Raw genomic sequence first — 23,942 nt, 5'->3', positions numbered from 1 at the left:
CAAATGTGTTAAACTTTATTCGCTTATCGAGGTGAATAATTATGTCTTCTGCTGCGCAAGATTCTTATCTAGCTTTTTTTCAGTACCTACGAGTGGAAAAAAATGTTTCTGAACATACGATGATTGCTTATAAACGTCAATTAGAAGCCTGGAAACATTTTTTACAAGAAAAATTACGGATAGGGCCTTTAGATGCTACTCATAGGCATATACGAATATACATCACTCATTTGCATGAAAAAGGAATGGCAAGAACAAGCATTGCGAGAGACCTTTCCATTATTCGAACGTTTTATCGCTTCTTAAAGAGGGAATCCTTAGTTTTGGAAAGCCCCATGACCTTCACCCATTTTCCGACTCAGCCTAACCGATTGCCTCGTTTTCTTTATACGAATGAATTACAGGCACTTTTACATGTATGTGAAGGGGACGATCCGCTTCAGCAGCGTGATCTGGCACTTTTCGAATTGCTTTATGCGACAGGAATTCGTGCTGCTGAGTCCTGCGCTTTGCTTTGTGATGATCTTGACTTCAGTACAGAGACGGTTCATGTTATCGGTAAAGGTGAAAAAGAACGCTATGTTCCGATTGGCACATACGCGTTGGCGGCCTTAGAAAGATATTTGGAAGACGGGAGAAGTAAACTGGCGAAGCGTGGCGGGAATGATACCTCTGCTCTTTTCTTGAATTTCAGAGGAGGAAGATTAACCGACCGTGGATTGCGACACGTATTACATAAACGTGTACGTGAAGCTTCACATACGCTGCAGATTTCTCCTCACAGCTTACGGCATACATTCGCCACACATCTGTTGAATGAAGGTGCCGATCTACGTGCAGTTCAGGAGCTGCTCGGTCATGAGCATTTATCGACGACACAGCGCTATACACATGTAACGACAGAGCGTCTGCGAACGATTTATAAAGGAGCCCATCCTCGTGCCTGAAAGGAGGAGGAATTTTGGAAAATTCATTTCACGCAACAACGATTTTTGCTATTCGTCATAAAGGCAAGGGTGCGATGGCCGGCGACGGTCAGGTAACCTTTGGCCAAGCAGCAGTTATGAAACATAACGCAAAGAAAATACGTAAAATCTATAACGGTAAAGTTGTTGCAGGTTTTGCAGGCTCGGTTGCCGATGCGTTCACCCTGTTTGAAATGTTTGAAGGAAAGTTGCAAGAATATGGGGGACAAATGCAGCGAGCAGCTGTTGAATTGGCTAAAGAATGGCGAAGTGACAAAGTGCTGCGCAGATTAGAGGCGATGTTATTGGTTATGGATGACAAGCAGCTCTTGCTAATCGCAGGTACTGGCGAAGTCATTGAGCCTGATGACGGGGTGCTAGCGATTGGATCAGGAGGTTTTTATGCATTGGCAGCTGGTCGGGCGCTCGTTAGACATTCTGATTTAGGCGCACGTGAAATTGCTGAAGAAGCGTTAAAAACAGCTGGTGAAATCTGTGTATACACCAATGGCCAGCGGGTGATTGAAGAAATGTAACTTTCCTAAAAAGGGATATGAAAGGTGATAACTGTTGGAATACACCCATCTTACACCACGTCAAATTGTTGATCGGTTGGATCAATATATTGTTGGTCAAACAGAAGCCAAACGTGCGGTGGCAATTGCACTTCGTAATCGTTATCGGCGCAGTCAAGTTCCCGAGAATATGCGAGATGAGATCACTCCGAAGAATATTCTCATGATTGGCCCAACAGGTGTAGGGAAAACCGAAATTGCGCGTCGTTTAGCGAAACTCATGGGGGCGCCATTTGTGAAGGTAGAAGCGACAAAATTCACAGAAGTGGGTTATGTTGGTCGCGATGTTGAATCGATGGTGCGTGACCTTGTTGACAGTGCGGTGCGAATTGTAAAAGCTGAGAAAATGGAAAAGGTTCGTCCTCAAGCGGAAAAGCAGGCCAATGAACGGCTTGTTAAACTACTGGCCCCTTCCAAAAAGAAGAACCAACAATATAAAAATCCCTTTGAAATGATTTTCCAGTCACAATCAGGCGAAGAGCCTGAGCCTGATGAAGGCAATGAAGCAGAACATGAGAGTAACCGAGAACGAAGAAGAAGGATAAAGCATCAACTTGAACTAGGAGAACTTGAAGAACACCTAGTAACTGTAGAGGTCGAAGAGCAAGCCCCATCTTTTTCGGATATGTTCCAAGGCTCAGGTATGGATCAGATGGGTATGAATATGCAGGAAATGCTCGGGAATATGATGCCGAAGAAAAAGAAGGAGCGTCAGCTGCCCGTGAGAGAAGCGCGCGCCGTTCTCATTGAAGACGAAGCCCAAAAACTGGTGGACATGGAAGAAGTCAGCCAACAAGCAATCAATAAGACTGAACAACTCGGTATGATTTTTATCGATGAGATCGATAAGGTAGCTGGAAAACAATCGGGCAGTAGTGCGGATGTTTCCAGAGAAGGCGTTCAACGTGATATTCTCCCCATTGTGGAAGGAGCTACTATAACGACCAAGTACGGAGCCGTTAACACTGATCATATCCTTTTTGTAGCCGCCGGTGCTTTCCATATGTCACGACCTTCCGACTTAATTCCTGAACTTCAAGGTCGTTTTCCCACTCGAGTCGAACTTGAGAATTTATCAAAGGATGACTTTATCAGAATTCTTCGGGAGCCAGATAACGCTTTACTTAAACAATATGCAGCTCTTTTGGAAACGGAAGGTATAATCGTAGAATTTTCTGACGATGCTGTTGAAAAGTTGGCTGCTTTAGCTGAACATGTAAATCGCGAGACTGAAAACATTGGCGCGCGCCGTTTACACACACTGTTGGAACGGTTGTTAGAAGAGCTTTCATTTGAAGCCTCTGATATTTCATTAGAGAAAATTACAATCACTGCTCCATATGTGGAAGAAAAACTCGCAGACGTTGCCGGGAATGAAGATACCAGCCACTTTATTTTGTAACTACGAATAGGAGGATTTTCAACAAATGGAACTATTAGCAAAGTCGAGACAAATTAATGATATGTTGCAAAAAACAACAGGGCAGCATGTTGATTTTAAGGATATGGCAGAAACGTTGAGCCATGTCATAACGGCAAATATTTTTGTCGTAAGCCGTCGGGGTAAACTGCTCGGTTACTCTATCCAACAGGAAATTGAGCATGATAAAATTGATCGAATTCTCGAGGAGAGACAATTCCCTGAAGAATACACAGCCGGAATATTCAATGTGAATGAAACGTCACCGAATTTGGATATCGATAGCGAGTACACAGCATTTCCTGTAGAGAACCGTGATCTATTCCGTACCGGTTTGACGACGATCGTGCCGATTATTGGCGGCGGCCAGCGTTTAGGTACATTAATTTTGGCGCGCCTCAATGAATCTTTTAGCGATGATGACCTCGTACTGGCTGAATATGGTGCAACAGTAGTGGGAATGGAAATTCTGCATGAAAAAGCACAGGAAATCGAAGAAGAAGCACGGAGTAAAGCAGTGGTACAAATGGCGATTAGTTCTCTCTCTTACAGTGAGTTAGAGGCCGTTGAGCATATTTTTGAAGAGCTGGATGGCAAAGAAGGGCTGCTCGTCGCTAGCAAAATTGCTGATCGTGTTGGAATTACTCGCTCCGTCATTGTCAATGCCCTACGTAAACTTGAGAGTGCAGGCGTAATCGAATCTCGTTCCCTGGGAATGAAGGGGACGTATATTAAAGTGCTTAATAACAAGTTTCTAATCGAATTAGAGCGCCTTCGTGACGAATAAAGTGAATAAAGAGATTGCATTCCTGCCGCACCCATCATCGGGTGCGGTTTTTTGGTTGGGGCAACTATAAATAAACCGAATATTATGCACGTTGTAAGTAAATGTTGATCTTATTTAGGTATTAACAACTGTTTTTGTTGTTGATTCAGTTAAATTAATGGGTAAATGTTACTGATATAAAATTTTTTAATTATATATTAGACATCATTCAAGCTTTTTTATACAATCAAGAGGACCAATAGAACCCTACATAAGTAATAAAATGGTCATATCTAAGTCTAAAGATTTAAATCGAAAGGATAATAGTATATGACTTTGTTTTCATCAACCATCCAAAATTTACAAAATGGTTTAGATGGTGCCGCATTTCGGCAGAAAACGATTGCAGACAATATTGCCAATATAGATACTCCGAACTATAAAGCTCGACAGACAAATTTTCAACATACGTTAGAAGAAGCTAAGCAAAATTTTCTTTCACACAAGACAGATGGACGGCACATTGAATTCAGAGGAGAGAAAGCACGAGGTGCGTATACATCTATCAACCCAGAACGAATGTATCAGCACAACGGAAACAGTGTGGATATAGATAAAGAAATGGCAGCTATGGCAAACAATCAGATCTATCATTCTGCCCTTACTGATCGAATGAATGGGCAATTTAGCAGTCTGAAGACAGCTCTTGGAGGGAGGAACTGATATGTCGTTATTTGAGGGTATGAACGCAACAGCTTCTGCATTAACCGCTCAGCGTCTTCGAATGGATGCAGCTTCCAGCAATATGGCAAATGTCGAAACAACGAGAGGTCGAATGGTGGACGGAGAATGGGAACCGTATCGACGGAGAATCGTTACAATGGCGCCTCAAGAAAACCAACATTCTTTTGCCTCCCAGTTACGACGCGCGGAACAGGAAGATTCACAAGGAGCCGCTGGTGTCAAGGTGAGCGGTATTGTTGAAGACGGGACGCCTTTTCAAACCACATACCAACCTGAACACCCTGATGCCGATGAAGAAGGTTATCTCGAATTACCAAATGTCGATCCGTTGAAAGAAATGGTTGATGTGATGGGGGCAACGAGATCGTACGAAGCAAATGCTACTGTGTTCGATGCCCATAAAGGGATGATGATGAAAACAATGGAAATCGGGCGATCATAGAGGGAAGGAGTGATGATGATGGAAATCACAACAAACATGCAAGTGCCTATTCCACCGACAGCAGCGGCAAGTCATTCATCTGGAGCGGCAGACGATAAAAAACATCCAGTAAGTGGGGCAGAAGCTCAACACTCTTTCGGTCAAATTTTTAAGAGTGCACTCGATAACGTAAATATGTATCAAAAAGAATCTCAAGAGATGACCCAAAAGTTACTAACGGGGGAAGTGGATAATCTCCATGACGTGATTATTTCTTCTGAAAAAGCGGGAATCGGCCTTCAGGCAACTGTCGAAGTTCGTGATAAAGTGATGGAAGCTTATGACAAAGTGATGAGGATGACGTTGTGATAATCAAATCCGAAGGGAAGCCTTCGGGAGTGGATTCTAAGACCTTAGACTAAATTCCGTCACGTCCTGTGACACCCCTGCTCTAGTTTTCGATTTTCCTGCGCTACACACGCGTGAAAACTATATTTTCGCATAAAACACTATTTCTCGTGTGAAGGTTAACTTTCTTAGTGACAAGTTCTCCGCTCTGGAACGTAGGTGTAAGTCTTAGCGTACGGAAGTTCTTTTTGAACATGTACATCTAGGTAATTCCATGAGGAAGTGGGCAAGCAACAAATGAACGAAAAAATACATATATATAAGGATCGAGTCCGGCAATTCTGGAGCGCAAAATCCAAAAAACAGCAATATTTTCTGCTAGGAGCATTGCTGTTACCTATCGTGTTGATTTTACTCCTCCTCTTTTTCAATACAAGAATGAATTATGCACCTCTATATAATGATCTGTCTGTAGAAGAAACGGGAAGCATCAAGGAGAATCTTGATAACAGAGGAGTCCCATCGGAGGTTACAGACGGTGGAACTACCATTCTAGTGCCTCAAGAAAGCGTTGATCAACTCAAAGTAGAATTAGCAGCTGAGGGAATTCCACGAAGTGGTTCGATTGGTTATGAAGATTTTCAAGATCAGCTTGGATTCGGGATGACAGATAATGAGTTTTCTCTCATGGAAAAAGCAACATTGGAAACAGAATTAAGTAATCTCATGGAAACTATGGATGGTGTTAGTCAGGCAGATGTCATGATTACCCTTCCGGAGGAAACCGTATGGGTCAGTGATGATCAGGAAGAATCCAATGCTTCAATCGTCCTCACGCTATCTACTGGTTATCAAATGGAGCAAGCGAATGTACAAGCGTTGTACCATTTGGCATCCAGAAGTATTCCGGATCTCCCGATTGACAACATTACGCTTACGGATAACCAAGCGAATCAATATCATTATGAAAATAAAGATGCCGTTGATGGGGCGATGCAAGCTTATGACCAACACCGTGAAATCAGACGGAATATCGAAAATGATATTCAAGAGCAACTTCAGCAAATGCTAGGAATCATGATGGGTCAGGATAAAGTGATGGTAACAGTTACTAGTGATATTGATTTTACACAAGAGACCCGTGAAGAAGAACTGGTAGAGCCAGTGGATGAAGAGAATATGGAAGGCATTGAGGTTAGCGCCGAGTCGATCACAGAAACGTATGAAGGCGAAGAGATTCCAGAAGAAGGAGTCGCTGGGACAGGTGACAATGATGTTGCCAACTATCCTGGAGTCGGCGCAGCCGGAGATGGAGATTATGAACGAATGGAAGAGCGTGTGAACAACGAGGTGAACCGTATTCATCGTCATATCCAGGAAAGCCCTTATAAATTACGAGATTTGGGTATTCAGGTTGCTGTTGAACCTCCAGACCACGAAGATATCCTATCCCTACCTGCTGAAACCATTGACGATATTGAATCCATTTTGGAAACCGTCGTTTCCACCAGTATTGACGAAACATATCTTGAAGAAATGGACGACGGGGATGTTGCCGATAAAATCTTCGTCTCTGCACAGCCTTTCATCGGCAACCAGTTTGAGGAAGAGCCTGAAACTACAGGTCTTCCTCTGTGGGTGTATGTTTTATCAGCGATTGTGGGCATTGCTGCGATTGTAGCTGCTGTTTTACTCCTTCGACGTCATTTTTATGAAGACGAAGAACAGGAATTTGAGGAAGAGAACCTTTCAGTTGAGGATATTCCAGATAATAACCACTCGATGGAAGGGGAACAGCTCAAGCGATTGGAAATATTAGCCAAAGAAAAACCAGAAGAGTTTTCCAAACTTCTTCGCACCTGGTTATCGGAAGATTAAGGGGGAGCGTATGGCAAGAGTTCAAAAAAGAATCCCGGGAAAGCAAAAAGCCGCCGTTCTTCTCATTTCTATGGGTCCTGATGTTTCAGCAAACATATATAAGCATCTGCAACCAGAAGAGATTGAGCAGCTAACGCTTGAAATTGCGAACGTACGCAAAGTGGAGAGTTCGACGAAGGACAAGATTATTGATGAATTTCATCAGCTTGCAGTTGCTCAAGATTACATGACACAAGGTGGTATTGGCTATGCGAAAAATGTATTAGAAAAAGCAGTCGGTAAAGAAGAAGCCATGTCGATCGTTACTAGACTTACGTCAACTTTGCAAGTACGCCCATTTGACTTTGCGAGGAAAGCTGATCCCATGCAAATCTTGAATTTTATTCAAAATGAACACCCGCAGACGATTGCGCTCGTCTTGTCTTATCTTGATTCTGAGCAATCGGGACAAATTCTCTCAGATTTGCCGGTTGAGCTGCAAGCCGATATCGCCAAACGAATCGCAGTAATGGATAGTACCTCTCCTGAAGTCGTACATGAGGTGGAATCGATTCTTGAGCAGCGCCTCTCTTCAGCCGTTCCCCAAGGTTATAAAGAAGCGGGCGGCATCGAATCGGTTGTGGAAGTATTAAACAGCGTCGATCGTAGTACTGAGCGCACTATCCTTGATTCATTGGAGAGTCAGGATCCGGAACTTGCTGATGAAATTAAAAAACGAATGTTTGTTTTTGAAGATATCGTTACGCTTGATAATCGATCGATTCAACGTATTATCCGTGATGTAGATCATGAAGATTTACAGCTGTCCTTAAAAGTGGCTAGTGAAGAAGTGAAAACGATTATTTTCAGCAATATGTCAACACGCATGGGAGATACGTTCAAAGAGGAAATGGAATATATGGGCCCCGTTCGATTGAAAGATGTTGAAGAAGCTCAAATGAGAATCGTTGGGGTTGTTCGCACACTGGAAGATACGGGGGAGATTGTGATTGCCCGTGGTGGAGGGGACGATATTATTGTCTAGGGTTATTAAAGCAGAAAAATCAAAATCACCAACAAACCATCCTCATTCTATTCTTGTGCAGCCTGTAGGAACAGAGCGTAGTAAAGATGACAAAGAAGAAACTAAAACTAAAGAATCAGCGAAACAACAATTACTCGTAAGTGCCAGGGAGCAGGCAGATGCGATGATCACAGAGGCTCGGGCAGAAAGTGAAAAGATCTATAGAGAGATGGAGACTTCCCGAGCTGAATTTGAAAACAAAATAGAAGAACAATACAAAGAAGCATGGACCAAGGGGGAACGTGAGGGATACCTTACAGGGAAACGAAAAGGGTACGAGACCTATCAGAAGACCATCGCTGAAGCTACTCATGTGGTGGAAGCAGCAAAAGAAGATTATCAGCAATATTTAAACGCTGCTGAGCCAGTGATCATTGACCTTGCTATCATGCTTACGAAAAAAATATTAGGAGAAAAACTTGAAATGGAAGATCACTGGCTGCAATTCATAAAAGAGGCGCTTCAAGAAGTCAAAAATCATACAGAAGTTGTTGTTTATATTCACCCTGATCGTTACAAAGAAACGGTTCAGCAGCGTGAAGAATGGCAAGCGTTACTTACGCATGCCGAGCACCTTCGCTTTATTCCCGACACAAACCTGGACAATAATGGCTGCGTGTTCGAAACCCCTGTTGGACGTTTAGCTGTATCTCTGGAGGATCAACTAGGTACCTTACATACGGAGCTTCATGATTTGCTTGCCTCGGGGAGGTCGTGATGAGGGCAGCGGAGATTGTCAATGAAATCGAATATTTAAACCCGTTGAAATGGTTAGGGAAAATCACTCGCGTTGTTGGCTTGACGATCGAAGCACAGGGCCCACAAGCAGCTGTAGGGGAAATTTGTCGGATCTATCCGGCGCATGAACGAGCTCCTGTACTAGCAGAAGTCGTTGGATTCAAGGAATCTGTGATTGTATTGATGCCTTTTTCTCAAACGGAGCAAATTTACCCTGGATCTCTTGTAGAGAGTACACGTAAGCCATTGGAAATCGAAGTGGGTACCGGGTTGATTGGAAAGGTTATAGATGGGTTAGGACGTCCGCTTGATGGAAGCGAATTGCCTAAAGGGTTATACAAGGTCCCGGTCGAGCGAAAGGCACCCAACCCTCTTAGCAGACCTCGAATTACAAAGCCCCTTCCTCTTGGTGTCCGTGCGGTTGATAGTATGTTGAGTGTGGGAGAAGGCCAAAGAGTCGGATTGTTTGCCGGTAGCGGCGTCGGAAAAAGCACATTAATGGCGATGTTTACGAAATACTCAAAAGCCGATATGAATGTCATAGCACTGATCGGGGAGCGGGGGCGTGAGGTTAAGGAATTTATAGAAAAAGATCTTGGTCCAGATGGCTTGAAAAAGACCATCGTTGTCGTCGCCACTTCCGATCAATCAGCCCTCGTTCGCATTAAAGGTGCTCAGACAGCCACGGCGATTGCGGAATATTTTCGCGATCAAGGGAAAACGGTGAATTTAATGATGGACTCTGTTACCCGTTTTGCTATGGCACAACGAGAAGTTGGACTTGCCACTGGTGAACCGCCAACAACGAAAGGCTATCCTCCTTCGGTGTTTGCCCTCTTGCCTCAGTTGTTGGAACGCTCAGGGACAAGTGAACAGGGGACGATAACCGCCTTTTATACAGTCCTTGTAGATGGTGACGATATGAACGAGCCGATCGCGGATGCGGTTCGGGGGATTCTGGACGGGCATTTTATCCTTGACCGAAGCGTTGCGAATAAAGGGCACTATCCAGCCTTAAACATTTTAAAAAGTTCCAGCCGGTTGATGAATCAGATTGTATCAGAAGAACATATGCAAGCAGCTGCAATAGTTCGGCAATATTTAGCCACTTACGAAGACACTGAAGATCTGATTCAGGTTGGGGCATACAAACGAGGAAGCTCGGAAAAAGTGGATGCAGCCGTTAACATCCATCCAGAGATCCAAGCATTTCTCAGGCAAGGAACAGAAGAACGTACAAATTTTATGACGACTATTGAACATTTACAAACGTTAGCGAAGAAAGGAAGTAATGCGCGATGACTTTTACGTTTCCATTTGAAAAATTACTAGAAGTGAAAGAACGTGAAGTTGTCGAGCACAGAAATAGTTATGAAGATGCAGCCCGTCATTTTGAAGCTGCGGGGTATGAATTATACCAATGGTTAAAGGCGCGGGAAAATCTGGATGAAAAGCATAAACACGCGTGTATACAGGGAACGACTGTGGCCTTGATTCAAACAAAACAACTGGCAAGAGAAAATATTGAAAACAGAATTAAACATTCTCAAAAGAAAGCAAATACGGCTCGCAATGTGATGGCAGCTCGAAAAAAAGAATGGCAATCAGCTGAGATTGAAATAAAAAAAATAGAGAGAATGAAAGAACGCAAATGGGAAGAGTACATACAAGATATGAATAAACAAGAACAAACACTCATGGATGAGCTTGCGTCTCGACAAGTTCTACTGCGTAAGTAGGTGGAGGAATGGCAAAAAACAAAAATGATAACCCCCACTGGTTTCAAAAGCTTTTATTCCTCATTGTTATACCTGGTACGCTCATCATTGTGCTGGTAGGGGTGGTATTAACCATATTCGGAGTAGTGAATCCTATTGATCAAATAAAGTCGACGGTGAGCAGTATTCCAGTTGTATCGGATTGGGTCCATGAAGATGAAAAGGAAGAAGAAAGTGAACCAAGGTTGGCAGAAAAAGACGAGCAGATTGCTCACCTGGAATATGAACTTCAGCAAGCGGAGTCCACGATTGAAGATTTACAAATCGAACTGGCCCAATACGAAGAATTAGAGGCGTTGAGCAATGAAAATCAAGATGCGGGGGATATAGATACCCAGGAAGAATTAAGTCGTATCGCAAACGTTTATGAAAATATGAATCCACGAAGAGCAGCAGAGATTATGGGAGAACTTCCAAATGAGGAAATTTTAATGCACATGTCGGAAATGAATGATGATAGCCGTTCCGATATATTACAAAACATGGATCCAAATCGGGCAGCAGAAATCACAACGTTGCTTGCAAATTAAGCTTTTGGATCAAAGGAGGTGAGGCAGGATCATTGCCCCAGGATTATTTGCCAATGTTATGACACACTCAGCTAACAAAGGAAGTAATGGTTCATTCCAGATGGTGGGGGAAGAATCTTTCGGTAATGGGAACAGTTTGTTCAACCATTTGTTAACCCATATACAAGACCGTACCGGAGGGTTATTTCAGCAGGAGAATGGGTCATATGGGTCGTTATTGGATCATACGAAGGCGTTAAGTGACTGGAAATTATTCTTTCCATCTATTAAAGAATTTTTATCAGAAGAGGATTGGGGGCTGGCGGCTAAAATCATTGAAGAGACTGTGCGAGAATTCAAGAGCTTAAATGGGAATGAGCAGGATTTACTGAATTCCATTAAAACGTTAAGCACAGAAAATCCTTCAATTGATGCTCTATTAGAACAGATCATGACCAATATAAAGCAGGAGGCACAACATGTAGATCAAGAGATAGCTCAACAAACCGAAATGGAAGTGATTCCTACACTAGCTGCTATTCTTGCTTTTGCAGTTCGCAATGGAGAAAGCGAGCGTATAGAACCACTGCGCCACCGGCTGTCTCATTATTTGCAAGTACATGGGTCGGAAAACGTACAAATCTTTAGGGATAAATTACAAGAGCACCCCCTCAGGCTGTTTTCGGGGTATTCGTACCTGGATTCAATACAGAGCCGGGGAGTGCTTGCGAACTTACATCGAACAGAGATAAACCGAAACGGAGCATGGGAAGGGGCAGCTCTACCAAGGTTGATCCCTGTCCAAAATTTGGCGCCTGCTCATTTCTTTACTGAAACAGTAGCGGCACAACCATTAAATCAAGGGCAACAGCTGTTCATCCATCTTGGCGGGCATAAGACTAACCATGCTCGAGCCATTGAATTTGTAAAACAGTTCCAGCAGGCAATTCGTAAAGGCCATTTACGGATGAATGGGGATGGAGTTCAGCGATTGACAGTAAAACTTCATCCAGAGACCCTTGGTCGTGTGGATGTCCAGATTACTCGGGAAAATGGCCTAATGCAAGCGAGGATGCTGACGACAACAAATACCACCCGTGAATTAGTGGAGGCACAGTTACCACAGCTTCGCAACGCTTTCCTTCAACAGCAACTAGCAGTAGATCGAATTATCGTTGAACAAGCAGGTACCTTTCCCCCTGGAGAAGGCAAGGGGGACCAACCACCTGCTCGTGAAGATGAGAGTCAGCATGACGATGAGACAGGTAATGAACAAGATCATTTACAGATCCATACATTTGAAGAATGGCTACGGTTAACGATGGATGAAGAAATATAAGGAGGTGATCACGATGAATATAGGTATGCATTCACAAGCTTCATCTTCTCCTGGAGAAAAGGTAGTGAATGAAGTAGATGTAACAACTCCGGAGAATTCTATGCTTGCTAAAGATGATTTTCTAAAAATATTGATTGCGCAATTGCAAAATCAAGACCCCCTCGATCCGATGGATGACCGGGAATTTATCGCCCAGATGGCGCAGTTCTCTTCACTGGAACAAATGACGAACATAAATAATGCCATGGAACGGTTTTTGAGCACTCAAGAACGTCTTTCTCTTGTCCAGTTTAGTGAATTGATCGGAACACCGGTGAAATGGGAAATTCAAGTGGAAGCTAGTGATGGAGAAGAAGGGCAATTCCAAGAGAATGAAGTCTTATCTGTGCGGAAGACCTCTGAAGGAACCATTAAGCTGCTTCTTGATAATGAGCGTTGGATTGATAGCAGTCAGCTCGTGAAAATCGGCCTCGATCCGGCTTTCGAAAACTGATGAGTCGGAAGAAGACGGCTGATCGGTGTAAGGATCGAGGAACTGCTCATTTTATCGCCAGCTGCTATCATCCATTCTTTGATCGAAAAATGACCATTTACGCAAAGTTTAAATAGATCCATTGTTGTTTTGGGGACTCTGATCAGAAATGCAAAATATATGCTGACGAACCCATGCAGACGCAAGTGTCTACTGAAGATTGGCCAAAGGTTAAGATTTGTCGCCAAACATACAGGTACGCCCCGTGAGTATAGGAATGAAACCTATTATAAAAGCGAAGGCTTATAAGGAGGATATTGATCATGCTGCAATCCATGTATTCCGGTATATCCGGGCTTCAAAACCACCAAACGAAACTTGAAGTCATCGGTAATAATATTGCAAACGTAAATACAACAGGCTTTAAAAAAGAACAGTTCTCTTTTCAGGATATGATGAGTCAACAGATGCGGGGAGCGACCGAAGGTGGAGCGAATCAGGGTGGGACAAACCCTATGCAGGTGGGGCTCGGAACCCGATCCGGCTCAATCAATACCAATCATACCCAAGGGGCCTTGCAGCCGACGAACCGGGAGCTTGATCTCGGTATTGCCGGAGAAGGATTCTTCAGAATTCAAAATCCCGAAGGCGGGGAATTCTATACCCGCGCTGGCCACTTTTCGTTAGACAATAATGGAAACATCGTCAATGAAGACGGTTATTTCGTACTAGGAAATGATGGCGCACAAATCCAAATCGATGAAGATGCGTCCAGTTATAATATTGGAAGGGACGGCAGCGTCGCTCAAATCATCGATGGGGATGCTCAAGTAGGACAAACGATAGGATTAACAACATTCTCTAACCCTGAAGGGCTAGAAAAGCAAGGTGGGAGTTTGTATGGACAAACGGTCAATTCCGGAGAACCAAATCATCTAGTTCCAGGGGAAAATGGTTCCGGTGAAATTGCCGTGGGTACACTTGAAATGTCCAACGTCGATCTTTCTGAAGAATTTGTGGAGATGATTTCCGGGCAGCGGGGGTTACAGGCGAATACTCGAATTATTACAACGTCCGATGAGGTATTACAAGAAATTATGAATATGAAGTAATCTTGTCTCTTATAAGAAGTTGTTCAAAAAGTCCGGGAAAATAGCTTTCGTGGTGCGAGCAGGGTGCTCGAAGCTACGTCTTCTCGACCTACTCGGCTCTTGTCGTCCTTCTTTTTGAACACACTCTATAAAGGACAGTCAGGTCATCCCCTTGTAGCTGCCAACGATGGTAGCCGACTGATAGAAACCGAAAACTTTTAATTAGTTGAGCTGCATCCGAAGTCCTTAGAAGTTCTAAGTATTGGTGAAGTCATTATACGTTCGTGGGACACTGAAGAATTAATGATGTATCTAAAGGATGCTGACGACGTATCAAAAATGTGGTTATTCATCGCTTGTAAGAGATGTTGCTAAGGATTTAGAAGGTCCGGAGGGTTGCTCACATTAGAACAAGACTTGTTCCTGGATATTCATAACCTCTTGCTTGCATGCTGATGAGGTTGAGCTTTGAGGTGAAATCATGACTGATGTACTTTCACAAGGAGAAATTGACTCCCTGCTGTCAGCGATATCGACGGGTGAAATGGATGCAAACGAATTACGCAAAGAAATCGATGAAAATAAAATTATGACTTATGACTTTAGGCGGGCCGTTCGTTTCTCTAAAGATCAAATACGTTCCTTGACACGTATCCATGAGAACTTTGCACGTCTGTTGACGACAGCACTCGCTGCCCGATTACGTACGTTCGTACAAATATCAGTAGCTTCTGTTGAACAATTGTCTTATGAAGAATTTATCCGTTCAATTCCCAAAATGACGTTGCTGAATGTGTTTGACGCTAAGCCGCTTACGGGACGATTATTGATTGAAATAAATCCTCAAATCGGCTACTCCATGCTTGACCGTATCTTAGGGGGAGAGGGTTTAAGCTATAACAAGATTGAAAATTTGACTGAAATTGAAACGAGAATACTCTCACAAATGACCCAATACATACTTGATTGTTTTGAACAGGCATGGAGCTCAGTGATTGAAATTGAGCCAGTCTTGGAACATTTGGAAATCAATCCACAATTTATGCAAATGGTAGCACCAAATGAAACAGTTGTGGTTATCTCCCTTTCCGCAACGATCGGTGAAACGACAGGGATGATTAACGTTTGCTTACCTTATGTTGTATTTGAAGAGATTTTGCCAAAACTATCTAGGCATTACTGGATGGAGAAGACGAATAAATCTCGCCATGAAGGTGAAGAACAGCGATTGGAAAGTTCTGTTCGTCAGGCAAATTTGACGTTCCAGGCATTGCTTGGTCATTCACAAATCAGCGTAGAGGAACTTCTCCATTTGCGTCAGGATGATGTTATCGAGCTTTCCCAGCCAGTCAATGATCCGTTTGTGGCTTATGTCGGCGGGGAACCGAAGTACTTTGTTCAAGCCGGAAAGAAAAAGAAGCGGTTGGCTGTACAAGTCATTGAGAAAATAAAGGAGGCAGAAGAAGACAGATGAATGACGATTCTCTCTCCCAGGAGGAAATAAACGGATTGCTTGAAGGTTTAGAAGATGGAAATGATGAGCAAAAAGTAACGAGCAATAACGTAGAAGAAGATGGCTATCCGCCTCCCACAACGAAAGCTGGGTTAGATGTCAGCCAGTACTTAACGACGATTGAACAGGATACGATTGGTGAAATTGGAAATATTTCGTTTGGAAGCGCAGCGACGGTGCTATCAAAGCTATTAAATCAAAAGGTGTCAATCACAACACCCGTGGTACAGGCCATTCAATCCGATCTGTTGTATGAGGAGCTCCCGAAACAACATGTGGCGGTTCATGTAAAATACATGAGCGGATTCAAGGGTACGAACCTGCTTGTCATTAAAGAAGAAGATGCACGAGTCATTGCAGATTTCATGCTCGGTGGAGATGGGACTTCACCCCCTTCTGAACTTACCGATATGTACATTAGTGCGGTTCAGGAAGCGATGAACCAAATGATGGGGAGCTCCTCGACATCTTTGTCAACTATTTTTAATCGACGTGTCGATATTTCACCACCTGCTGTCGATATGCTCAATATAGATGAAGGTTCAGGAACGGAGTATATACCGCAAGAGGATACACTCGTAAAAACATCCTTTCGTTTACAAATCGGAGATCAAATCGACTCCTCCATTATGCAGTTAGCAAGTTTAGGGTTCGCAAAAGAGATGGTCGCCCAATTAATGGCCCCGAATCCAAAAGGTGAAGAAAATTTAGCTGAGGAATTGGGGAACACAGAACCCCCTGAACCTTCCCCAAATCCTCAACCATCGTCAAATGCGCCGCTAGAGGAGGGTGTGAAAAATTCAAGGACCAATGAGCAAGTAGTAGACCGTGATATCCAGCCGGTCACTTTTAATGATTTTGACGATGTTCCCCTTAGTGTAAATCAATCCCGTAACTTAAGTATGCTGATGGATATTCCACTTGAAGTAACAGTGGAGTTGGGACGGACAAGACGTTCCATTAAGGATATTCTTCAATTCACACAAGGCTCGATTATCGAACTGGATAAATTGGCTGGGGACCCGGTGGATATTCTCGTGAACCAGCGTCTTGTCGCTAAAGGAGAGGTTGTGGTTATTGATGAAAACTTCGGGGTAAGGGTGACCGATATAATAAGTCGTGAACAACGATTGCAACATTTATAACATGGGTAAAGGATGAAAACCGTAATGGCAAGTAGTGTACTAATCGTAGATGATGCGTCTTTTATGCGTATGATGATTAAAGATATCCTCGATAAAAATGATTTTGTAATCGTGGGTGAAGCAGAAAATGGAAAAGAGGCGGTTGAAAAATACAAAGAATTAAAGCCGGCATTTGTGACGATGGACATTACAATGCCGGAAATGGACGGCATCCAGGCGTTAAAGGAAATTCAGGCTTACGACGCCCGGGCGAAAGTAATTATGTGTTCAGCGATGGGACAGCAAGCGATGGTCATCGAAGCGATCCAGGCAGGAGCAAAAGACTTTGTCGTAAAGCCCTTTCAGGCTGATCGGGTGCTAGATGCTGTAAATAAAGTACTATGTTAATCTAGGAGTCTTTTTATGAAAATATGTAAAGTGCGGATTGCAATCATTACGTTTATCCTATGGGTATCTTCGACTTCAGCTGTCATGCATGCTGAGACATCTGTATTGGATTCGATAGAAAACCATGAGGAAAAAATCGAAGGCGTACATATAGATGAAGAAAGTAGTAACATAGAAGCTTCTGCAAGTGACGGTCAGAGCATGTGGAATGTCTTGTTCCAATTGGGTCTCGCTCTTGGGGCTGTTATTTTCGTTATGTTCTTTTTACTGAAGCTTTTAGCAAAACGGACGAATCGCTTTCAATCCACGAAAACGATGCAGAACCTTGGAGGGATTGGACTCGGTCAGCAAAAGTCTGTGCAGCTCATTCGTGTTGGGGACCGCCTGCTTGTCGTTGGCGTCGGCCAATCGATTCAGTTACTGCAGGAGATCAGCGATGAGAAGGAAGCCCGCTCATTAATGGCATTGGCAGAAAGCAGCACGACTACAGATTTTACAGATAAAGCTTTTGCGTTAATAAAAAGAGAAAAGACAAAGAGAGATCATCACGATCAAACCTATGGTTCATTTCATGAGCAGCTGGACGTATATTTACGAGATACAAAGAATGAAGGAGAGATTGGATTTGACCGTTCAGAAGGGAGGAATTGATGACTTCAGCCATCATACCAGGTGTTCCGATTGGTGACTTTTTCAACGATGACCCAGATGCTGTAGCCACGACGTTGCGTCTTATTCTCCTCATAACAATATTGATGCTTGCTCCGAGCATTCTCGTGCTGATGACTAGTTTCACGAGAATTGTCGTTGTGCTCGCTTTCGTGCGTATGGGACTTGCAACTCAACAAATGCCGCCTAATCAGGTGCTCATCGGTTTGGCACTTTTTATTACGTTTTTCATTATGTCACCAGTTATGGTAGAGGTGAATGAAGAAGCGGTTACCCCGTTTCTGGAAGGGGAGTTGGACCAGGAAGAAGCCTTTGAGATTGCAGTCTCTCCCATGAAGGAATTTATGGCGAATCATACTCGAGAAAAGGATCTTGCGCTGTTCCTAAACTACGCTGAGTTGGATGCACCCGAGACCGTAGATGATATCTCACTGACAGCGTTAGTTCCTGCATTTGCGATTAGTGAATTACAAACCGCATTTCAAATCGGCTTTCTTATATTCATTCCGTTTCTCGTTATCGATATGATTGTTGCCAGTGTCCTTATGTCGATGGGGATGATGATGTTACCGCCTGTAATGATTTCTCTTCCTTTTAAGGTGTTACTATTTGTACTCGTAGATGGCTGGCATCTCGTGGTTGAGTCACTTCTTATTAGCTTTTAGCTTACGTTGTAAAGGAAGGATGATATGAGTCAGGAAACGGTCTTAAGCATGGCTGAGCACAGCGTTACGGTAATTTTTCTCGTCGCTGGCCCTCTGCTAGTATTGGCACTCGTGCTAGGATTAACGGTTGCGATTTTTCAAGCGACGACACAAATTCAGGAACAGACGCTCGCGTTCATTCCGAAAATCCTCGGCGTTCTCGCCGGTTTAGTGGTTTTTGGTGCGTGGATGCTTGGGCAACTCATCACATTTACAGAAGAAATCTATACGAATTTGCATAACTTTATTGGTTGATATTGGGATCGATGCATATGTTGGAATGGATCAATCAACTGCCGGTGTTTTTGTTAGTTTTCGTGCGTATTCTGGCTTTTCTTGCCACGCTCCCTGTATTCTCGTATCGCAATGTACCGAATATATTTAAAGTTTCTTTTGCAATTTTCTTTGCCTCTATCATTTTTTTTACGTTGGATGTACCAGAACTTGACATTGATGCGACTTTCTTTTTACTGATCATTAAGGAAATGTTGATGGGTCTTTTGATCGGGCTGGTTGCGGCGATCTTATTTTATGCGATTCAGGTTGCTGGAGCCTTTATTGATGTGAAAATTGGTTTTCTCGTGGCAAACGTGATTGATCCCCAAACCGGAGCACAAAGCCCTTTAACAGGAGGATTTCTCTATGCGTTTGCTGTCCTGATACTGTTTGTAACCGACGGACACCACCTGTTGTTAGATGGGATTTTCTACAGCTATACATATATACCCGTTAATGAAATGGGAGTAAACTTTGGAAGTGAATCGGTAATGAAAACTGCTGTCGAAGCGTTTTCAACAATGTTTATTATTGCGTTTCAAATGTCATTTCCGATTGTAGGTACGCTTTTTCTCGTGGATGTGGCACTCGGGGTGATGTCACGAGCGGTCCCGCAAATGAATGTGTTTGTTGTTGGTTTACCACTAAAAATTTTTCTGGGGTTACCGGTAATAATGCTGACGTTACCGGGGTTCTTTTGGCTTGTATCCAATCTCGTTGACGAGATTGTGGTCACGATGCGAACGCTATTGCAATTATTTGGAGGAGAATGATGGGCGTGCGAATGGATTTACAATATTTTGCCCAGGAAAAGACAGAGAAAGCGACGCCAAAAAAGCGCCAGGAAACGCGGAAGAAAGGCCAAGTAGCAAAGAGCAGTGACATCAATACTGCTGTGATTTTATTGCTCGTCTTTATCTTTCTTTTTGTCTACGCAGAGGTTCCAGGCGAATTCATGCATCATCTATTCATCAAAATGTATTTGCATAATACGACGATGGAGATGAACGTCGAAAATGTTATGTCAATGTTTGCCTCTCTTCTTTCTGAGATCGCGATAGTGTTATTGCCCATTATGCTTGTGGCTTTGCTTGCCGGTGTGATCGCAAGCATGTTGCAAGTATCCATTCTATTCGCACCACAAGCCATTAAGCCAAAAATGTCGAAAATCAATCCGATAAAAGGAGTCAAACGGATTTTTTCAGCGCGTGCCTTGGTAGAACTTATAAAGGCATTTTTGAAAATCATTCTCGTGGGGTTCGCCGCATTTGGGATTATTTGGATCTATGTTGATGACCTTCTTCATCTAGCTCTCCTTAATTTTCGAACTGGCTTTTACATGGTTTCATGGTTAACGGGGATCATCGGCATTTCCTGTTCGCTTTTACTTCTCATCCTGTCCGTTCCAGACTACATCTATCAACGGTACGATCATGAAAAGCAAATCAGAATGTCTAAACAAGATGTTAAAGATGAATTTAAAAAGATGGAAGGCGACCCGCGTATTAAATCAAAGCGCAGGCAGCGCGCCCAGGAAATGGCCACTCAACGAATGATGCAGGAAGTTCCGAAAGCGGATGTCGTGATTACTAACCCTACACACTATGCCATTGCGCTTCGTTATGATGACCAAGTGATGCAAGCACCAACCATTATTGCAAAAGGCACCGATTACACAGCACTTCGTATGAGACAAGTAGCCGAGTTAAACAAGATTACATTGGTAGAAAATAAACCACTCGCACAAGGTCTTTATGATGGTGCGGAGATTGGACAAGAAGTGCCTGAAGATTTATTTAGAGCTGTAGCTGAAGTTCTCGCTTATGTTTACCGGCTTCAGCGGACACAAGCGACATGATTGAAGAAGAGGAGATGTAAAATGCGAGCACGTGATTTAGTCATTTTAATAGGCGTCATTTTAATAGTGGCCATGCTCATTTTCCCGTTGCCATCACCCATGATTGATGTCCTGATCATGGTGAATATCTCTCTTTCTTTGCTCATTATTCTTGTCGCTATGAACATGAGAGAACCGCTTGATTTTTCAATTTTTCCTACTGTCCTTTTGCTAGCGACATTGTTCCGCGTCGGCTTAAGCGTATCAACGACCCGTGCCATTTTAAGTCGGGCAGAGGCAGGGAGTGTCATTGATACGTTTGGTTCATTTGTCGTTGGATCGAATGCACTTGTTGGTTTTGTGATTTTTCTTATCCTTGTTGTGATCCAGTTTATCGTGATCGTCAAGGGGGCTGAACGTGTATCCGAAGTAGGTGCGCGCTTTACCCTCGATGCAATGCCAGGAAAGCAGATGAGCATCGATGCTGACTTAAATGCTGGGTTAATTACTGAACAGGAAGCAAAAACACGCCGAGAAAAAATTGAACAGGAAGCGGATTTTTACGGCTCAATGGACGGGGCCAGCAAATTTGTGAAGGGGGATGCGATCGCCGGGATTATCATCGTCCTCGTGAATATCATTTTCGGTTTCATAATTGGGATGCTTCTACACGATCTTAGTTTTACAGAAGCAGCGGGTACGTACACATTACTAACCGTCGGAGATGGGCTTGTGACACAGATTCCTGCCCTCTTGATTGCGACGGCAACGGGGATCGTTGTGACGCGTGCCGCCTCGAATGGGTCGCTCGGTTATGATATTAGTGAGCAGGTGTTTGCCTATCCAAAGTTGCTCTATATTGCTGCTGGTGCGCTTATTTTACTCGGGGTGTTTACGCCAATATCAAATCTAGTCACATTTCCGATTTCAGCAGTTCTAGGGACTTCCGGCTGGGTACTCACTCGTCAAAAAGATTCTTCTGTACCAAAGGAATCTTTACAAGAGGAGGAAGCAGCCAATGAAGACGTTACAACCCCGGAAAATGTCACGCAGTTACTAACGATTGATCCAATCGAATTCGAATTTGGCTACGGATTAATTCCGATTGCTGATACGAATCAGGGAGGGGACTTGCTCGACCGGGTCGTCATGATTCGTAGACAATTGGCACTGGAATTCGGGGTCATCGTACCCGTGGTTCGTATCCGTGATAACATCCAGCTGCAGCCAAATGAGTATGTAATTAAATTGCGCGGGAATGAAGTAAGCCGAGGGGAGTTACTTCTTGATCACTATATGGCGATGAGCCCGGGGGTCGATGATGAAACCATTACTGGCATTGAGACAGTTGAACCCGCGTTCGGCCTGCCAGCATTGTGGGTGGATGAAGATCAAAAAGACCGCGCGGAAATTTCGGGCTATACCGTTGTTGATCCGCCTTCGGTCGTCTCTACACATTTAACGGAAACGATGAAACGGTATGCCCATGAACTATTAGGTCGAGAAGAAACCAAACAGCTTGTCGATCATTTGAAAGAAACTCACCCGACACTAGTGGAAGAGGTGACTCCGAACCCGCTCACCCTTGGGGATATTCAAAAAGTTTTAGCAACGCTCTTGAAAGAAAAAGTGTCCATTCGTAATTTGCCAGCTATCTTTGAAACGTTAGCCGATTATGGACCGATGTTCAAAGATCCGAGGTTAATCGCTGAATACGCAAGACAAAATCTATCAAGGCAGATTACAAAAGCGGTCGTTCCGCCAAGCGGACCGTTGTATGTTGTAACACTCGGAGGGGCTGCTGAGAAAAAAATTGCGGATGCCTTACACCAATCAGAGCACGGTACGTTCTTATCGCTTGCGCCCGATGAAGCCGAGAAAATGGTTGAAACCATCAGCAAAGAAGCCGAAAAATTGTCAGATATGGGGCAAACGCCGGTGATTCTTTGTTCACCCGCGGTTCGTATGCATATCCGTCAGCTCATTGAACGCTATTTTCCACAAGTTCCGGTGTTATCTTACAATGAGCTGGAACCAAACGTTGAAGTTCAAAGTGTTGGTGTGGTGGACTTACCTTGAGAGCCCGAGCAAAACGATGAAACAAGCACTAAAAATTACACCTAAGAAGGAAGCTTTCACTTTTCTTGATAGGAGCAAACATCCTAATAAAAGCCAAAACAGAGGAAACAAAGGACGGACGATTCAATGTTTGAGAGGTTTAGTCGTTAATTGTCTGTACCATTTAAAAAGGTACAAATTTTATTAATGGGGCATGTAAAGGAGGAGACGATATGCGGACAACAGCAAGCTTGGGGGAAATTTGGGCACGTTGGATCAATCATAGGGATCGATATGCAGAAGAAGAGTTAATGGCTGCCTATTCGCCGCTCGTTGACTATCATGTTCAGCGGATCAGTACGGCACTGCCCCGCACCGTTGATCGTGATGAACTTCGATCTCATGGCATGATAGGCTTATTCGATGCACTGCACAAGTTTGAACATAAACGTGAACTCAAATTTGATACGTACGCTTCTTTTCGTGTTCGCGGGGCGATCATCGATGGGCTTCGTAAGGAAGATTGGCTTCCCCGTTCTATACGAGAAAAAGCAAAGAAAATTGAGGAAACCACCGAGGTTCTCCAACAAAAAAAAGGAAGACATGTTACAGAGAAGGAAGTGGCCATAGAGCTCAATATCTCTGTAGAAGAAGTGTTAAAAACGACTGCAGAAAGCTATATGTCGCACTTGTTATCCATTGATGGAGGGCCACACGACGAAGACAACGAAGATTCTTTTCTATCAGCAGTTCAAGACCGCCAAGCGCCTCTCCCGCATGAAGAAGCTGAAAAAAAAGCAGTACATAAACAATTGCAAACACTCATAACCAAACTTTCAGAGCAGGAAAGGCTCGTCCTCTCCCTTTTCTATTATGAAGAACTTACCCTTACAGAGATTGGAGCTGCGTTACGGTTGTCGACGTCAAGAATTTCGCAGATCCATTCAAAGGCATTATTTCGATTGAAGCAGGCGTTTCAAAAAGAAATGACCAGATAACCCTGAGACATGTTAAAGAGGTTGTTTTAAAAAGTCCGGGAAAAATAACGTTCGTATCTCTTCGTCGTCTTGCTTTCTAAAGCTCCTCACGTATGAAAATCATATCCTCCAAAAAGAAACTCACTTTTTTCGTGCGAGGTATCGCTTACGTAGAGACGAGCTTGCGCTCCGCTTTTGGAAAAGGAACTACTTTTCCTTTTTGTCTTCCTTTTTGAACACGTACTTCAAGGACTCATCCGGGAAAGGAA

At 43.5% G+C, this 23,942-nt stretch carries 26 protein-coding genes; all 26 read left to right on the top strand.

What is annotated here, in order from left to right:
- Positions 1–41: 41 nt before the first annotated feature.
- Positions 42–947, top strand: coding sequence for a tyrosine recombinase (locus HNR44_RS06220; RefSeq protein WP_184403204.1), 906 nt, complete (start codon positions 42–44; stop codon positions 945–947).
- 14 nt (positions 948–961) lie between these two features.
- Positions 962–1,501 carry an ATP-dependent protease subunit HslV gene (hslV, locus tag HNR44_RS06215; protein WP_184403203.1) on the top strand — a complete coding sequence of 180 codons (540 nt, stop codon included), beginning with the start codon at positions 962–964 and terminating at the stop codon, positions 1,499–1,501.
- A 34-nt stretch (positions 1,502–1,535) separates the two neighbouring features.
- On the top strand, positions 1,536–2,942 hold the full coding sequence (hslU, locus tag HNR44_RS06210) for an ATP-dependent protease ATPase subunit HslU (protein ID WP_184403202.1): 1,407 nt from the start codon (positions 1,536–1,538) through the stop codon (positions 2,940–2,942).
- Between the two features lie 25 nt (positions 2,943–2,967).
- On the top strand, positions 2,968–3,747 hold the full coding sequence (codY, locus tag HNR44_RS06205) for a GTP-sensing pleiotropic transcriptional regulator CodY (RefSeq protein WP_184403201.1): 780 nt from the start codon (positions 2,968–2,970) through the stop codon (positions 3,745–3,747).
- 309 nt (positions 3,748–4,056) lie between these two features.
- Positions 4,057–4,449 carry a flagellar basal body rod protein FlgB gene (flgB, locus tag HNR44_RS06200; protein WP_184403200.1) on the top strand — a complete coding sequence of 131 codons (393 nt, stop codon included), beginning with the start codon at positions 4,057–4,059 and terminating at the stop codon, positions 4,447–4,449.
- A 1-nt stretch (position 4,450) separates the two neighbouring features.
- Complete coding sequence (gene flgC, locus HNR44_RS06195; RefSeq protein ID WP_184403199.1) at positions 4,451–4,912, top strand: flagellar basal body rod protein FlgC; 462 nt, start codon at positions 4,451–4,453, stop codon at positions 4,910–4,912.
- A 12-nt stretch (positions 4,913–4,924) separates the two neighbouring features.
- Complete coding sequence (fliE, locus tag HNR44_RS06190) at positions 4,925–5,260, top strand: flagellar hook-basal body complex protein FliE (protein WP_184403198.1); 336 nt, start codon at positions 4,925–4,927, stop codon at positions 5,258–5,260.
- A gap of 276 nt (positions 5,261–5,536) precedes the next feature.
- Entirely contained in the window at positions 5,537–7,117 is a 1,581-nt protein-coding gene (fliF, locus tag HNR44_RS06185; protein WP_184403197.1) for a flagellar basal-body MS-ring/collar protein FliF, read from the top strand.
- A 10-nt stretch (positions 7,118–7,127) separates the two neighbouring features.
- Positions 7,128–8,141, top strand: coding sequence for a flagellar motor switch protein FliG (gene fliG / locus HNR44_RS06180; protein ID WP_184403196.1), 1,014 nt, complete (start codon positions 7,128–7,130; stop codon positions 8,139–8,141).
- Positions 8,134–8,898, top strand: a complete 765-nt coding sequence (gene fliH / locus HNR44_RS06175) for a flagellar assembly protein FliH (RefSeq protein ID WP_184403195.1) — start codon at positions 8,134–8,136, stop codon at positions 8,896–8,898. Before fliG ends, fliH begins: the two co-directional genes overlap by 8 nt.
- Positions 8,898–10,220, top strand: a complete 1,323-nt coding sequence (gene fliI / locus HNR44_RS06170) for a flagellar protein export ATPase FliI (protein ID WP_184403194.1) — start codon at positions 8,898–8,900, stop codon at positions 10,218–10,220. Before fliH ends, fliI begins: the two co-directional genes overlap by 1 nt.
- Positions 10,217–10,657, top strand: coding sequence for a flagellar export protein FliJ (gene fliJ, locus HNR44_RS06165; protein ID WP_184403193.1), 441 nt, complete (start codon positions 10,217–10,219; stop codon positions 10,655–10,657). The genes fliI and fliJ overlap by 4 nt, the downstream gene beginning before the upstream one ends.
- Positions 10,658–10,665: 8 nt before the next feature.
- Complete coding sequence (locus HNR44_RS06160) at positions 10,666–11,226, top strand: MotE family protein (RefSeq protein WP_184403192.1); 561 nt, start codon at positions 10,666–10,668, stop codon at positions 11,224–11,226.
- Between the two features lie 58 nt (positions 11,227–11,284).
- Complete coding sequence (locus HNR44_RS06155; protein WP_184403191.1) at positions 11,285–12,544, top strand: flagellar hook-length control protein FliK; 1,260 nt, start codon at positions 11,285–11,287, stop codon at positions 12,542–12,544.
- A gap of 13 nt (positions 12,545–12,557) precedes the next feature.
- Complete coding sequence (gene flgD, locus HNR44_RS06150) at positions 12,558–13,037, top strand: flagellar hook assembly protein FlgD (RefSeq protein ID WP_184403190.1); 480 nt, start codon at positions 12,558–12,560, stop codon at positions 13,035–13,037.
- 302 nt (positions 13,038–13,339) lie between these two features.
- Positions 13,340–14,128, top strand: a complete 789-nt coding sequence (gene flgG, locus HNR44_RS06145; RefSeq protein ID WP_184403189.1) for a flagellar basal body rod protein FlgG — start codon at positions 13,340–13,342, stop codon at positions 14,126–14,128.
- Positions 14,129–14,588: 460 nt separating this feature from the next.
- A complete protein-coding gene (gene fliM, locus HNR44_RS06140; RefSeq protein ID WP_184403188.1) occupies positions 14,589–15,581 on the top strand; it encodes a flagellar motor switch protein FliM in 993 nt (330 codons plus the stop codon).
- The gene (fliY, locus tag HNR44_RS06135; protein WP_184403187.1) at positions 15,578–16,765 is read left to right on the top strand and encodes a flagellar motor switch phosphatase FliY; all 1,188 of its coding nucleotides are present in this window, start codon (positions 15,578–15,580) and stop codon (positions 16,763–16,765) included. Before fliM ends, fliY begins: the two co-directional genes overlap by 4 nt.
- 24 nt (positions 16,766–16,789) lie before the next feature.
- Positions 16,790–17,152, top strand: a complete 363-nt coding sequence (locus HNR44_RS06130; RefSeq protein ID WP_184403186.1) for a response regulator — start codon at positions 16,790–16,792, stop codon at positions 17,150–17,152.
- A 15-nt stretch (positions 17,153–17,167) separates the two neighbouring features.
- Positions 17,168–17,803, top strand: coding sequence for a flagellar biosynthetic protein FliO (locus tag HNR44_RS06125; RefSeq protein WP_184403185.1), 636 nt, complete (start codon positions 17,168–17,170; stop codon positions 17,801–17,803).
- Positions 17,803–18,486 (top strand): flagellar type III secretion system pore protein FliP, encoded by a 684-nt coding sequence (gene fliP, locus HNR44_RS06120; protein ID WP_184403184.1) that lies wholly within the window; start codon positions 17,803–17,805, stop codon positions 18,484–18,486. The genes HNR44_RS06125 and fliP overlap by 1 nt, the downstream gene beginning before the upstream one ends.
- Positions 18,487–18,510: 24 nt before the next feature.
- On the top strand, positions 18,511–18,780 hold the full coding sequence (fliQ, locus tag HNR44_RS06115; RefSeq protein ID WP_184403183.1) for a flagellar biosynthesis protein FliQ: 270 nt from the start codon (positions 18,511–18,513) through the stop codon (positions 18,778–18,780).
- A 17-nt stretch (positions 18,781–18,797) separates the two neighbouring features.
- Positions 18,798–19,574: a flagellar biosynthetic protein FliR gene (fliR, locus tag HNR44_RS06110; RefSeq protein ID WP_184403182.1), complete on the top strand. Its 777-nt coding sequence runs from the start codon at positions 18,798–18,800 to the stop codon at positions 19,572–19,574.
- Positions 19,574–20,659: a flagellar biosynthesis protein FlhB gene (gene flhB, locus HNR44_RS06105; protein ID WP_184403588.1), complete on the top strand. Its 1,086-nt coding sequence runs from the start codon at positions 19,574–19,576 to the stop codon at positions 20,657–20,659. The genes fliR and flhB overlap by 1 nt, the downstream gene beginning before the upstream one ends.
- A 21-nt stretch (positions 20,660–20,680) precedes the next feature.
- Positions 20,681–22,717, top strand: a complete 2,037-nt coding sequence (flhA, locus tag HNR44_RS06100) for a flagellar biosynthesis protein FlhA (RefSeq protein ID WP_184403181.1) — start codon at positions 20,681–20,683, stop codon at positions 22,715–22,717.
- Between the two features lie 212 nt (positions 22,718–22,929).
- Positions 22,930–23,694 (top strand): FliA/WhiG family RNA polymerase sigma factor, encoded by a 765-nt coding sequence (locus tag HNR44_RS06095; protein ID WP_184403180.1) that lies wholly within the window; start codon positions 22,930–22,932, stop codon positions 23,692–23,694.
- Positions 23,695–23,942 lie beyond the last annotated feature (248 nt).

The organism is Geomicrobium halophilum (genome assembly GCF_014207655.1).
GTDB classification, from domain to species: Bacteria; Bacillota; Bacilli; order Bacillales; family Marinococcaceae; genus Geomicrobium; species Geomicrobium halophilum.
Note: the sequence above shows the minus strand (reverse complement) of the source record. Positions and strands in the feature narration are given on the sequence as shown.